At 60.8% G+C, this 13872-nt stretch carries 14 protein-coding genes; 7 read left to right on the top strand and 7 right to left on the bottom strand.

Annotated features, from left to right (window positions below):
- Positions 1-71 precede the first annotated feature (71 nt).
- From OKW29_RS00265 to OKW29_RS00245, 5 genes are read left to right on the top strand one after another with little or no spacing between them, the layout of a single operon-like run.
- Positions 72-611: a hypothetical protein gene (locus tag OKW29_RS00265; RefSeq protein WP_429289506.1), complete on the top strand. Its 540-nt coding sequence runs from the start codon at positions 72-74 to the stop codon at positions 609-611.
- 2 nt (positions 612-613) lie between these two features.
- Positions 614-2872, top strand: a complete 2259-nt coding sequence (locus OKW29_RS00260) for an ATPase, T2SS/T4P/T4SS family (RefSeq protein ID WP_429289505.1) — start codon at positions 614-616, stop codon at positions 2870-2872.
- Between the two features lie 26 nt (positions 2873-2898).
- Complete coding sequence (locus OKW29_RS00255; protein ID WP_429289894.1) at positions 2899-4002, top strand: type II secretion system protein; 1104 nt, start codon at positions 2899-2901, stop codon at positions 4000-4002.
- Positions 4003-4018: 16 nt separating this feature from the next.
- Entirely contained in the window at positions 4019-4627 is a 609-nt protein-coding gene (locus tag OKW29_RS00250; RefSeq protein WP_429289504.1) for a type 4 pilus major pilin, read from the top strand.
- Between the two features lie 12 nt (positions 4628-4639).
- Complete coding sequence (locus tag OKW29_RS00245) at positions 4640-5791, top strand: hypothetical protein (RefSeq protein WP_429289503.1); 1152 nt, start codon at positions 4640-4642, stop codon at positions 5789-5791.
- Positions 5792-6654: 863 nt separating this feature from the next.
- Here the strand turns inward: OKW29_RS00245 and OKW29_RS00240 are convergent.
- The 7 genes from OKW29_RS00240 to OKW29_RS00210 form a co-directional block, all read right to left on the bottom strand.
- Complete coding sequence (locus OKW29_RS00240) at positions 6655-7746, bottom strand: CAP domain-containing protein (protein WP_429289502.1); 1092 nt, start codon at positions 7744-7746, stop codon at positions 6655-6657.
- A 253-nt stretch (positions 7747-7999) separates the two neighbouring features.
- Positions 8000-8377 (bottom strand): hypothetical protein, encoded by a 378-nt coding sequence (locus OKW29_RS00235; protein ID WP_429289501.1) that lies wholly within the window; start codon positions 8375-8377, stop codon positions 8000-8002.
- A gap of 1 nt (position 8378) precedes the next feature.
- Positions 8379-8561 (bottom strand): hypothetical protein, encoded by a 183-nt coding sequence (locus OKW29_RS00230; RefSeq protein WP_429289500.1) that lies wholly within the window; start codon positions 8559-8561, stop codon positions 8379-8381.
- Positions 8551-9729 carry a FlhC family transcriptional regulator gene (locus OKW29_RS00225; RefSeq protein WP_429289499.1) on the bottom strand — a complete coding sequence of 393 codons (1179 nt, stop codon included), beginning with the start codon at positions 9727-9729 and terminating at the stop codon, positions 8551-8553. The genes OKW29_RS00230 and OKW29_RS00225 overlap by 11 nt, the downstream gene beginning before the upstream one ends.
- Before the next feature lie 40 nt (positions 9730-9769).
- Positions 9770-11020, bottom strand: a complete 1251-nt coding sequence (locus OKW29_RS00220; RefSeq protein WP_429289498.1) for a hypothetical protein — start codon at positions 11018-11020, stop codon at positions 9770-9772.
- 86 nt (positions 11021-11106) lie between these two features.
- A complete protein-coding gene (locus tag OKW29_RS00215; protein ID WP_429289497.1) occupies positions 11107-11532 on the bottom strand; it encodes a hypothetical protein in 426 nt (141 codons plus the stop codon).
- A 254-nt stretch (positions 11533-11786) separates the two neighbouring features.
- On the bottom strand, positions 11787-12281 hold the full coding sequence (locus OKW29_RS00210) for a nuclease-related domain-containing protein (RefSeq protein WP_429289496.1): 495 nt from the start codon (positions 12279-12281) through the stop codon (positions 11787-11789).
- A 665-nt stretch (positions 12282-12946) separates the two neighbouring features.
- On the opposite strand from OKW29_RS00210, the gene OKW29_RS00205 reads away from it, so the two are divergent.
- Positions 12947-13318 (top strand): hypothetical protein, encoded by a 372-nt coding sequence (locus OKW29_RS00205; RefSeq protein ID WP_429289495.1) that lies wholly within the window; start codon positions 12947-12949, stop codon positions 13316-13318.
- Between the two features lie 125 nt (positions 13319-13443).
- Positions 13444-13872: a hypothetical protein gene (locus tag OKW29_RS00200; RefSeq protein WP_429289494.1), complete on the top strand. Its 429-nt coding sequence runs from the start codon at positions 13444-13446 to the stop codon at positions 13870-13872.

The following is a 13872-nucleotide window of genomic DNA, read 5'->3' as shown; positions in this document are numbered from 1 at the left end:
CGCCTGTGTCGGCAGGCGCTGCACCGGCAAGCGGAGCGGCGACAGGCGGTTCGCTCGCCAGGTCGACTCCAGTGGGCTCACAAGCGGCGGCCTCTCAACAGGTCTCGCAACCGGTAGTGCGGACGTTACCGGCCGGGACTGCGCCGCACCTGTCGATCGATGAGATCGACCAGATTACCCGTTCGAAGATCGCGCGCCAGCTTGCGGGCGATGGCGGGCTGCAGGGTACTGCAGTGACGCTCAACGCGCCCGCCCCTGCAACCGTGCCCGCAAACGCGCCGGTCATCAGGGCGACACCGCCGGCTCCCCGCACGGAACCGGTGCGTTTCGTTGGCGCTTTCAGCGATATGAGCGGGCAGTCGGTGCTTTACGCGTACCGCAACGCCTCCTATCCCGCGCACGTCGGCGCGAAGCTGCTCAATGGCTGGACCGTGAAGCGCGTTGATGGATTCGTCGTCACCGTCACGGATGGCAGGCGTACCTGGACGGAGACCATCAGCGGCGGCGCGGCCAATACGTCGGACAACGCGCAGCAATCCGGCACTCCGACGCGAACGCTGAGTGATCTGGGTGGGCCGCTGCCTTCTTCCTTTCCTTTGACCGGTCAATAACGATGAGCCTGTTCAACGGTATTGAAAACGATGAGCCGACTTCGCGCGGCATTCTTGGACGGTTCCGTGCGTTGCGCGCCGGGTTCACTGACGAATCCCCGGCGTCGACGCCTATCGCCGGTGCAGACGGCAAGGAGAACACCGATCGCGAGCCGCGCTTCGTGCGCAAGGGCAAGCCGGTCAAGGCAGAGCCTGTGGACACCAGGCCGGGCCAGCCGATGACGCTGGGCATGAGGCTGAGGATGGCGGAAGTCACCGACGTCGATGCCAATGAAAGCGACACGCATGAGGCGGCCGGCGTTGATCCGGCACAGCTGGAAGCAACCGGGCACCCGGCGCGAGTTGAGCCGGCGATTCATCACTCCACTGAAGCGCAACCGGCGGCTCACAACTTTGCTGAAGCGACGCAGGACGTTGGTTCGGAGTCAGTGATGGCGTCCAACACGATGGAGCGTCGCATTGCTGAGCCCGGCGAGCCGCGGGTCGGAGCGCATGACGTCTCACCACAGGCCCTGCCGCCGACAGAGTCCGCTGACGAGACGCAGGATGTGCACGAGCTCCATGCGCAAGCAGACGTGGTCCCGCAGCAGGCGGAGTTCCTGCCGTCAGGCCTGCCGCAACTGGTCGCCGCCGATGCACTGGGTTTCAAGCGCATTCTGAGCGAGCGCGGCCAGGACGCGACGCTGCGCATCACGGATTCCGCACGCCGTGAGTTCGTGGCCGTCGAAGTGCAGGCCGGGATGGCAATCGTCGTCACGACGCGGACATTTCATGAGTCCGCGCTTTACCCAACCTACGTGAAGGATCTCGAGCGGGCCGACATCAAGGTGCATGAGGAGATGATTGCGACGGACGCGGTGATTGCGGCGATCTACGCGCGCGAGCGCAACCGGTCGACGGCGATCATACCGGAGAGTTCGCGCGCCATCGGCACGTTCCGTGACGTGACCGAAGCCGCTCACGCCTACGGCGCGGGCGATATCCACTACGAGTACCGCGATTTCAACGACGATGTCGAGGTCCGGTTCCGTGTGAACGGCGACCTCTACACGTACCGCAAGCTGCCCAAGGCGCTGGTGCGTCGCGCGCTGTCGGCCTCCTATCAGGATCTCGTCGCGCGCAACACGAACTCGGGCGAGACGTTCCAGCCCACTGCGTCGCAGTCGGCGATGATTCCGCTCGTTGTGCAGTCAGACATTGTCAACATCCGCTGGCAGAGCTCACCGCTCGTTGGCGGCTTCGACGTCGGTCTGCGCCTGCTCGACGGCAACTTCCGGAATCTCAAGGTGCTGATGCCGGAACAGATGGGGTTGCAGACGTCCCAGTTGCGCATCGTCCAGGCGCTGGGCAACGTCAGCGGCGGGGTCACGGTCCTGACCGGCGAGACGGGCTCTGCCAAGTCCACGTTACTGCGCGCGATGTCCTTCATGCTCGCGTCGCGGGACCTGCGCAAGCAGTTCGCGGTGAATGAGCCGTCCGAATATCCGCAGCCGTGGCTCTCGGACATTTCGATTCCCCGTCGTCCCGATGAGACCGACGAAGAAGCGAACCGTAAGTGCGCCGAGGTGATCCGAACGCTGATGCGGATGGACCCTGACGATGTGACGGTCGGTGAGATCCGGGACCGTGTTGTCGCCGGGCTCGTGGCGGAACTCGCACTCACCGGGCATCCGGTGCGGACCACGCTTCACGCGGACAGCGCGATCGGTGCCTTCATGCGGCTCGCTGGCGGGCGCCTGCAGTTGCCGATGGACGAAGTCTCCTCAGAGAAGTTCATCAATGCTGTCGCGAACCAGAAGCTGATTCCCTTGCTGTGCCCGCACTGCAAGGTGCCGGCACGTGACGTGATGTCCGCAGCGCAGATTGAAACGCTCGAACGCAAGTTCGGTCTGGACACCTCGAAGATGGCGTGCCGCGATGAAGCCGGTTGCGAACACTGCCGCCTGAAGGGACTTTTCACGCGGGCGGGCAAGGTGGCGGCCGGTACAAAAGGGCAGACGCTTGCAATGGAAATCTTCCGGCCAACGATGGAGTTTCTCGACCGTGTGGCCGATCGCGATTGGCGCGGCGCCGAGCAGGTATGGCGATCGGCGCGTACGACCGGCTTTGACAGCGACGACATGACGGGCAAGACGATCTATGAGCACGCGCTCTACAAGGCGTCGCAAGGCATCATCGATCCGCGCTTCATCGACACGGCGATGCGTCCGTTTGACGAATACCGGATCTTCGCTGACCGCGACGGGAGGATGCCCTCGTGATCCGCGGACTGATTCATACGCTGTTCATGGCGCTGCCGCAGAAGGAGCGCATGCGCATCGCCAGATGGCGCTTCCAGAAGATGCGCGAGACCTTCTATCGCGAGACACGTCTGGACGTGGCGGCCAAGGGGCTGCGCAATCGCGAGACGCTGCTCGAGCGGCTGACGACTCTCGAAAAGCGTCATCGCTCGCGCAAGTGGCTGACGTGGCCAGTGTTCAATGCGGTTGCGAAGCGCATGGTCGCGGGCGACGACTTTGCCACGGCGCTAAAGCCGTTTATTCCGAGCCAGGAACACGCGCTCCTTGATATTGCCGGTACGTCGACGCGCGAAGACGCTGCGGTGCGCGGGCTGGAGCTGGCAGAAATGGCGGCGCACGCGGAGGGTGTGCTCGCGTCGACGACGTCGCTGGAGATGGCCTATCCGGCGTTCCTGATCGTCTACCTTTACATGTTCTGCATGCTGTTCGGCGGGGAGATCTTCCCGGCTGTCGCGGACACGAAGCCGGTCGATCAATGGTTGCCAATAGGGCAGACGCTCTATGCGATCGACACATTCTGCTACGAGTACTGGTGGCTGAGCGCTGCGATCGCCGCGAGTCTCGTGTCGTTGTACTTCTGGACGCTCAAGCGCTGGACCGGACACTTCCGTAACCGCGTCGATGCATTGCCGCTGATGTGGCGCAACCGGCGTGACCTGCGCGCGGCCCTGCTGATCGTGTCGCTTGCCGGTCTCTTCGATTCGAATCTCGTTTTGCGCGCGGCGCTCGACCGTCTTGCGAAGACCGCCGACCCGTGGCTCCGGTGGCACATCGACCGAATGAGCCGGCGGCTCACGCAGCGCCCGGACGAACCGATGCGAGCACTCGACACCGGCATCTTCTCCGAGGTGGTGATCGACACGATCGCCGACGCCGCGGGGCGCGACCAGTTCGTGCAGGCCATCAAGAGTCTCGGCCGCACTTCGCTGGACCGCGTTGTCGCCACCGTGCGCCGCAATGCACGCATCACGCATTACGTGCTGCTCGGCTTCGCCGTCACGCTGTTTTTTGTGCTGGGCATCGGATCGTACGCTGCGACCGGCGCTGCGAGCTTCGATTCTTCCCCGACTACATCCGCTGTATCCAATTGACCGAGGCAAGGAAAAAATGAACAGGAACCCGATCCAGAATCAGACACAGGAACAACGCAAGGCAGCGATCCTACGCATGGGCCGCCGGCGCAAACAGTCCGGCGAACTTTCGATCATCGAAGGCGCAGCCGTGATGGCGGGTGCCGCGCTGCTCGCACTCATCGTCTATGAAGGCCGCAGCTTCGTGATGGATCGTATCCACGCGCACCAGTTCAAAAGTGAGGCGCAACTCTTCCGTAGTGGTATTCAGGACGCGACAGCGAGCGACACTGATTTTTCCGCTGAATCGCTGCTCACGCTCGCGCAGAATCACGCGTTCGATTCGGCAGGTAGCCGGGTGAACAAGACGTCCGGCACGCTGACCGGTATCTTCGGTGGCTCGGTGACAGCCGCGACCGCCACCATCGCAACGACGGACGATGCAATGGTGCTGACCTATCCGGTTCCGGCGACGGTCTGTTCGCTCGCGGTGGGCGCTGTGGCGGGGGCCTATACCAAGGTGACCGTCAATGGGACGACCGTCTCCGATCCCAACACGGCCTTTAGCCAATCGACTGCTGGGACGGCGTGCAGTTCGAGTGGTGCGACGGCGAGCATCGCGATGTACGCGACGCACAACAACTAAGGGTCGTCGCCCATGTTCAGCATTGTTGAGATGGTGGTCGTGCTGGTGGCCGCTGCGCTGATGACGACGGTCGCGATCAAGGAAGACGCAGCGAAGCGGCGCTCGCAGGTCATGACGGCCGAAGGCCAGAACGAGGCGGTCATCAACTCGGCGTTATCTGACTGGGTGACTAACCGCTACGCGACGCTGACTGCTGGCGGGCCCGTCGCTGTGGTCGCCAACCCACCGACGCTTGATGATCTTTTTACGCAGGGGAACCTGAAACAGCCCCACGCGCCGGGGCCGTTCTGGGGCGGGGCGTACGTGATCAGCATGAGTGTGGGGCCCGCAACGTGTACGGCCAGCGCCGGCGACTGCCACGTCACGTACGTCATGTATCCGTCGAAGCCGCTCACGCGCGGCGGAGTACCGGATGTCGTCGGCGCGTCGCAGATTGCGCAGGCTGGCGGCAATTCGTTCGGGTACTCGAAAGCGCAGAACGCGGGAACGATCACTGGCCTGAACGGTGCGTGGACCGCGACCAATCCGCTGGGCAATGCCGCGGCCGCCATTCTCGCGACCAATGGGCCAACCTCGGACGGCAACTCGGTCTATATCCGGCGTGACGGCGCGCTGACGTGGACTGGCGATCAGAACGTCAATCACGTGAGCCTGCACAACGTTCACGATCTGGATGCCGAGGGGACGATCAGCGCTGCGAATGTTGGCGCGACGGGCGCTGTGGCCGCAAGCGGTGCGGTAGCCGCTGGCACGAGTGTCACCGCCGGTACAACGATCGGGATGGGCAGCGTTGGCTGGCCACGAACCGCTTGCCCGGCGGTGAATGCCATGGCCGGGGCAAGCGACGGGTCGGGGCTGATGCTGTCGTGCCAGAACCTGTCGGGCGTTCTGCAATGGATGCCCATTGGCGGGCAAAAGCTCTGGTATGGCTACACCGCCATTCCCAACGGGAACGGTACGTTCGTGCCCAGTCCAGTGTGTCCCGCGGGTGGGACGCCGGGGATCGTCGTGTCAGGACAGAGCACCTACACCGACCCGACCGCCTCGATCCATTACAGGGTCGACGGTACGGGGCCGTGGACGGTTTATATCGTGGACGGGAGCCCAGGCGACAGCACCGTCATCCCCGGCAGCGCGGTTGCGACGACATATTGTGCTTATTAAGGAAAAGGGATGAATCTCACAAAGATTATCGTCAGGATAGCGCTTGTAGTATCCGCGGCGCTCGGGAGCCACGCTGCGATGGCAGGACCGGTCAGGTGTTCGGTCAACAATCAGGACTCAACCTGCGTCGGTCACATCACAACGGCCTGGCAGACTGCACCGACGTGTCCGACAGATGCCGGGTGGACGACCGTTGCTGCGGCGCGGTGGATCGGTTCGCAATACACCGCTCCGCAGTGCAACTTTCAGGTAAAGCCGACCTGTCCTACGGGGTACGACCAGACGTCGGCGCCTGCATGGAACGGTTCGAGCTGGTCTGCGCCAGGTTGCTCACTTCCGCCCTTTACTCCGCCTCCCACACAAACGCCCGATCCGGCTAGTACCTGTAACGCCTACGCTGCGTCTATGGGATATCCGGAGAACTGGACAGACGCGGATGGGGTTCCAGACCCAAGAATGGGCACTGAGTTTGCAAACGAGACCACGAACCAAGCCTGGGGTCAAGGTGGCCTGATCACGACGGTAATTTGCGGCGCGAACAATGGAGTCATCACTTATTGGGCCGTACTGACGGCCACCGGAGGTGACGGTGGCTAGTGTGTGATCGCTGAAGACGCTACACCGACCCAACAAAAAGCGCCCACTGGGGCGCTTTTTGCTATCGGAACCTTTTGGCTAGCTACGAGGTTTACCGTCATGAATGTGAATAACGACGACCGCTCATTCGCGGGGTCAAGAACGATGTCGCCGCGAGGCGGCTTACGACACGGGCTTCAGCGGGGCGGAAGCTGACGAGAAACCCGCGCCAAATGAAAAAAGCCCCATGCCTTAAACATGGGGCTTTTGATGCAGCATTCAAACCATTATGACCCGGTCGTGAAACTCCAGCTTTGGCTGACGGGCGTGCCGTCCCGCTGGCCGGAAAATGAGGCCTTATAGACGGTATTGGCCGCAAGCGGAGCAAGTGGCAGCAGGAATACGACGCCAGCCGCAAGCCCGTTATTAACGTCCGCCCTTGCTCCCGTCGATCCGGTCATTGCCGCCGAGGGAACGATGGTCCGCGTTGGTACAACTGAACCATCCGGCCCTGTCAGCGTGAAGCTGCTGACTGTCAGCTCGTCACCGGCACTGGCTGCGTTCACTCGCACCATTACCGGACGGCCGGGCGATGCGAGATCCGGCGCAGGATTCGGACTTTCCGCAGCCATTGCACGCGCAACATTCGTTTCGTTCGAAATCGGAGAATGCGCTATTGCCGTGCTAGCCATCTGCTGGCCACCAGCACCATAGAACCCATTGTCGATCGGAGTGCCCACTACATTGGTCGTTTCACCGAAGTCGAGCACGCAACCATAGGTTCCCTGTACAGCGGTACCCTGCGCCGCAAGCGTCTGGATGCCCACGCCAACCGTTTCTTGCGTGGACGTCGCTCCTTGCAGGTGATACACGGAACTGAGGTATCGACCGAGACAGTCTGCGCCGTTTGCGGCAGGCGTCGCAAGATCCAGCCCTACAGCCGCGTTTTCGCCGATCCATTCGGTTGCAGGAACACCGGCCTTGCGGGCGCGGCTCAATGGCGTTGCTTCGTAGTAGTTCGCAAACGTCGAGACTTCGTTATGTGTAACGCTAGTGATGTTTGCATTCGCGAAGTTGGTGACGAGATATAGCGCATGCGCGTCCGCAGACGTGTCGAGTATCGAATCCTGTTTCAGTAGACCTACGCCCATTGCCGAACGATAAGCGTTCAGTTGCGTAAAGATGGTCGCCTGAGCCGTGCCGTTCGCATAGCTCGCCGTCGGCACGGAAGTTTGCAGATTTCCTGCGCTCGACGGCGTCGTAGCCGGGGTTGTCGAACTGCCGGTGGTGGTGTCACTGCCGCCGCCGCCACCACACGCCGAAAGGGCGAGAGCGGCTGCAAGCGAAACGGCGGTCAGTGCTGAAATGTTCTTCTTCATTATTGAAAATCCTTGGATTTGTTGTTGGCCGCGCCCCTTGCACGACCTTGATTCCATGTTATCGACGCCGCGCGAAAGTCAAGTCGCCGCGCCACTGCGGCGTTTCCTGCCTCGATTCCGCATAAATGCTCATGTCCAGCGCGTCGGCATTCTAGATTTAACGGAAATCATTTGTAAGTCTTGAGCCGGGCGGCTTCAGGAAACGAAAAACCCGTCTCGCGACGGGTCCGGGCCGCTCGTTCATTGGCGACGGCTAGTTCTTCTTGCGTCGCCGCCGGTGGAAAATGCGTAGGCCGATGAATACGGCTACAAGCATTGCGCCCGTTGCTTCCGGCATCGCCTTTGCAAGCCCGGGAACCAGGGGGCATCCCATATAGAGGCAGAAAAAGACAATGGCGACCCGGCCAAACCACGGTGCACTGACCAAGGAGAGAAGGCGCGAAGGCTGGCGACTCGCCCATTCCTTGTATCCCTCGTTGGTCCTCTCGAGATCGAAGCCAGCGGCGTCGACGGCACGTTCACTCTGATAAAAGCGCTCGTAGCGTTCAAAACGGCCGTCGCCGCGGCCGTCGAGCCACGCGGCATTGCTCTCCGGCACGAGATAGTCGAAGTCTTCCATCGCCTTTTTCATGTCAGTGGGCCTGTGCGGCATGCCATGCGACGCCGCCGACAGCATCCGCAATTACATTGCCGTCAGCCTCCGAATGGAATGCACCGGTGTCGGGATGCTGCCAGCCGAACTGGGCCTTGCCGTCTGCGCTGAAGACGACGAGTCCGGCCGGCAGGTCCGGCATTTGCACCGATTCAGGCGTCACGCGTTTTCCTCCGGGGCTTCTTTGCGTTGAGCTGCTGCAGGCATGCGGGGCATGCGAAACGGTTATGCACCTCGATCTTCGTGTCGTTGTTCGAGACGACATAGTGCGTCGTACAGGAACGGCAGGGCGCGACGGTCAGACGGGTGTCCGCAGCCATCGATCGCGTCAGGTTCCAGCCGCGATCCGCGGAGATGAGGCGGTTCTCGAAAAGGCGCGCATAGATATCGTTCGTCGCAATGAGCGCCTCGGGTGCGTTAGCGTCCATCGCAATCGCCGATCGATACAGCCACATATAGGTTGTGGCGTGCAGGCGGTGAGCCGGGCTCTCGACGAACCAGGGCAGCGACGTGGCGACGTTGCCGCATGGTGAGCTTTTGCCATGAATCTTCTGATACAGCGTTCGCATCTGGTGCTGGTTCAACTGGAACAGCGTGGAAGCTGTCGACGCGCGCAGTCCATGCGCCATCATGGCGGCCGCGAAGATTTCATTGGTGGCCCGTCCGAGCCGCAATCCGCTCCAGTCGGCCCGTATCGGCAGTTCGCCCGCGCGCGCGGGTGACGTACGCATGATCAGATGCGCAATCATTTCATCTGTCAGGCTGCTCGCTGCAAACTCGTACCAGAAGGTGGGACTGTTAAAGCGCCAGCGGAAGAGCGGCAGGCCTTGCATGCCGCCGAGTGCGAGGTTGAGCTTGTACTGGGGCACCGACCGGAGATATTTGGCCAGTTCCGTCGTGATCCCGAGCAGCGGCGCACTCAGCACGCTCATGTTCAGCACCTGCGTGACCAAATTCAGAAAGGCGACATTCTGATGGTTGACTGCATACAGGGACAGGTGATCGAGCGGCGGAGTCTTGCGACGCAGGATGTCAACGGCCACGGTCGTCGGCGTCTGGTCGACAAAACAACGCCAGTCTTCGACGGTTTGCAGCGTGGGCTCGACCATCAGGAAAGGCGTGCGCAGCAGATTGCGCAATGAGGCCTGATTCAGTTTGAGCTGGTCGATCTCCTCACGAGAAATGTTCAGAACCTCGCTGAAGCGGCTGTCGTGCCGCAACATCAGCTTCAGGTGGTCGACCAGGTTGAAATTCGTCACCTGAATGACTTCGTTCAGCCAGTCCGGGACATAGAGCCGCTCGACGGCGCGGTAGTTATCTTTGTTTTCCATTATTTAATTCTTTCTCTCTCTTGTATCCAGCGGCCGACAATCAGGCTGCGCGTGCAGCAGCTTGCAGCTCTCCGTGAAATTTGCCAACGAGATCGGCGAGCGCGGTGAACAGACCGGTGAAGGCCTTATGCGCGCCCTCCGCCGTGACCAGAAGCTGGGCACTGTGGTAGTCCTGCATGAAATCGCCGAACTTCTGGAGCAACCCCTTGATCTTCTTCTCAAGCACCTCCTGCGCTTCGATCTTCGCGGCCTCCGCGTCCCGTCGTTGCTCGAGCGCGGCAACCTCCGCCCGCATTGCATCGGCCTTGGCACGGGCATCGTTGAAATCGTCCATCGCGTTCTGCGTCGCTTCCTGGAGATTCTTGATGTGATCAGGCAGCGTCGGCACAGGGACTTCTTTGGTTTGCACCTTTTCTGACGCTTCGCGCAGTTCGTTCGTCCGGGTGTTCAGTTCGCGTTCGGTGTTGGCAAGCTGGTTCTGCAGGACACTCAGCATCCGCTGTGCTTCGGCGAGTTCAACGAGTGTGCCGCTCGCGTTCTTCTTCTCCTGTTCGATCTGCCGTTGCAGCCGCTTGGCTTCCTCAGTCAGGCGGTCCCGGTCGGATTTCGTGTCGTCAAGCTCGCCGGCGATATCGGACAGCTGGTTGGTCACGAGGTCAAGGCGGGTGTTTTTTTCCGCAATCTGATCGCGAAAATCGCTGATGAGTTTCCTGATTTCGCGTTTGCTCAGCTCAGGATTCTCCTTCCTCGCTTCGATGACCATCTCAATGATGTCCTCACCGATGTCGTTGCTGATCAGGGCCTGCATGTCGGTGAGCTCAAGGTATTGCACGGCGCCGGCATTTGAACTGAACTTCTCGTACGAGCGGATATAGAGGTCCACCCATGAACGGGAGCGTCGGAAAGCATGCTGGAGGTAGCGGTAGACGAGTTCCTTTGCCAGGCTCCGGGACTTCGGCGTGTCCCCGAGGCGCCTGACAAAATCGTTCTGCACGGCAATCATGATATGGGCAAAGTTGCCGCCGATACGCATGTGCTCGCCAAGGATCTTGCGGGTCGAGTGCGCGACTTCTTCGCTTTCGGCCACGATAGAGGCGATAAGTGCTTCATCCAGCTGGCCGCCAAAGAACTGCCGCGCGGCCTGACTGAGTTCGCTCTGATTGGGAATATGCACGAAGGTGGGGGGCAACGACTCTTCCCGCGCATCAGATCCGTCAGCGCCGGCTGCTTCGAGGCGGGTCGGATCGAACTCGTCGTTGTTGACTTTCTTCAGGTCCTTGCTGTTGCTCATGATGTGTGTGTGTCCTTGCTCGTTTCGGGGGAAGCCGGTTCGCAGGTGTTGCGCGAAGCGAAGCCGAGGGAAGTTTGTCGGCGACGCTATGCGTTCGAGGCCGCCTGGTGGTTGCCCGGCCCGCGATACGCGTCGATCAGTCTTTTGACTTCCCTGCGCGGAAGGCGAGGGTCAGCTTTTTTGGCTTCTACGATGACGGCGACGAGTTCATCACTCGCACTGTTGAGCAGGCCCATGTCGGTCAGGCGGAGGTACTGGATGGCTTCCGGGTTGGTCCCGAATCGTTGGTGGCAACGGATACAGAGCCTGGCGCTGGAGCGGGAGAGATTCAATTCGCGTTCAATGACGCCGAATGCGCAGTTGGTGGCATGCAGGCGGACCACAGGGGTGTCGCCCAGATTTCGCGTCCAGTGTTGCTGGACACGTTGCATGACGTCGGCGATTGCCTTCGCGGTCGTCATGTGTCGGCCGGCGGCAGAGTGGTCTTCAGAGGAGTCTTTAACGTTCTTCATTTCTTGTTTGTTTCCGTGTGGCGTGACGCTGCACCCTGACCTTCCTGATGTGCGAAGCACTCATCCCTTGGCCAGAATACGCTTCGTTTTCCACCCGCTTCGCCCGAAAGACGCATAACTCCATACAGCTTTCGTGACAAAGCGAGTCGTTTTTGCTTGAGCAATCGTTGAATCGGCATAAGTTTCCGTAATCTTTAGGAAACAATCGTATTTTTGTTAGCGTTAACTCTCGGTATATGCGGAATGCATCACGCTTATGCGATGCGCATGAATCGCCGGTCTTGCGTGTCGGCGACCGCCTGAATTGCACGCCAGGCGTGGCGCACGCTGACGGCGGGATAGCCCTTCGCATGGTGGCGAGCCTTGCGCGCCCGCAGCCATTGATGCAGGCCGGCCAGGCGAATGAGATTGGCGGGCAGGGTAGAAGAGACTTCGCAGTGATCGCTGGCGAACACGCCTAGCCCTTCGACCGGCCACATGCCCGGCAGGACACTGCGCAGGAAGCCGACTTTGGAACGGTTCTGACGAAGCGGCGAACGGCGTGTTTCGCGTTGACCACCGACGCCGACGCGCACAACGGTGTCGGCGTCAGGGCCGGGCAGAATGCTGCCTGCCCAGTTCTTTGTCTCAACGACGAAGATCCCAAAAGGCGTGATCGCCAGATGGTCCAGTTCCGCCGTCGGAAAGTCTGTGCCGGGCGCGTGATTGAGCAGCAGGGGCGTGGGTGCAGATAAAAGTTGTCGCCGCACAGCCATTGCAGGACGGAGCGTAGTTCCGCCTGTACGAGTGCCTCGCCTTCGTCGCCGCTTTTTTGGCTGCGCGCAACGGACGTAACGCGTGGCTGGCTGGAAGTCGGTTCGCGTCGCCGCGCGATGGCCCGGTATGCGAAGACGCAACCAGACACAAGAAGGATGTAAGTCAGCATCGTGGAATCTCCTCAAGTGGGGATGAGTCCAGTCTGCCGCGCAAATTTCGAAGTCAAGTCGCCGGAACGACGCAGATCCTTCGAAGCTTTCTTCTCGCCTTCATCCAATCCCGAAAAGCTATACGGATCAGTCGAGCTTTCCGGGTTGAACGCGTTGGCCGGCTGACGGAACTCGTTGTCGACCAATATCTGGGACACGAGGCTGCCTTTTAAGCTGCACGAGTTTCGTCAGCATTCAGGTCTGTTGCCAGCATCGATCGCGCTAATCTGGGTGCACCTCCGCGTCGTTTCCGACGCATCGACATGCGTGACGGTAGTCGCGCGTCTGTACTGTCTCCCCCATCTTTCTTCCGTGCTGGTGTTTCCGTATGGGCCTTTCCCGGACCCCTACGAAAGCGCCTCGCGCCGAGTTTCCTTGCTCATCGAGCATCGAAAGCACCGGACGTTGTCCGGACATTCCCTTGTGCGTGAATTTTTCTGGAGAGAAAAATGCTGAAAGTCCTGTTCAAAGACGGCTTCAAGACTCCGGGCAAGCTGCTCGCCCTCTGTCTGGTCGTCTATCTCGCCACGATTTCGATTGTGGTCGCTGGATTCCTTATTCTCCTCGCTGTTAGTTGGGTGAAGTTCGAGATGAAGAAGAAAGCGAAGGCAATTGAAGCTGACGAAGCCGACGCTGAAGCCGCTCGCATCGAAACTGAAAAGCTCGCTGCTGCTGCCAGAGCTGCTGACGCCGCGAAGGCTCGCACCGCCCCCGTTGCACACGCAACTGCGGCTGCGAACGACCCAGCTGTCAAACCGGCACCGATAAAGCAGTACGCAAAATCGGCTGTCATTGTTCCGTTTAAAACCGGCACCCAATAACCGGGTGCTGTAACCGCCTACCGTCACCCTGTGCTTATGCCCTTGGTGACGGCACCTCAACCCATGCCGGGAATCCATTCCCGGTTACGGGTCATGGGATTGCCGGCACGACACCGGAGCAATCCATGGAAACGCATGTGGCTGCCTGGCAGCTGGACATCTTCGGCGATTCATCGCCGGTCCTCGTTACTACCCCCCGGCCTGAGCCTCTTCCCGATCCGCAGTTCTGGAGCGATACGGTTCGCGACAGGATGATCGACGCCCTGATCTCGCTCGCGAGTGACAGCCGCCGCGGCGACAGCATGCCTGAGTCGCTGATGGACTGCGCGGATCTGCTCTCTGAGCGTCTGCGTAACCGCAAGCTCGATGTCGATGACTATCGCGCAACGCTTGGCTGGATCATGGGCTACTGGGACGGCGCGCTGCCTTACGTCTATGTCTGCAAGGTCAACGGCATTGATCCCGAGGCACTGCAGGACGTCATTATGAGCACGCCCCTTCTGGCGCGCGATCTGCGCGAGCTGCAACTCGTGTGCTTCGGCACGTTGCTGTAG

It is taken from the genome of Paraburkholderia sp. CI3, assembly GCF_050436505.1.
GTDB lineage: Bacteria > Pseudomonadota > Gammaproteobacteria > Burkholderiales > Burkholderiaceae > Paraburkholderia > Paraburkholderia tuberum.
The sequence above is the reverse complement of the archived record's forward strand: the minus strand, read 5'-3'. Positions and strand labels throughout refer to the sequence as shown.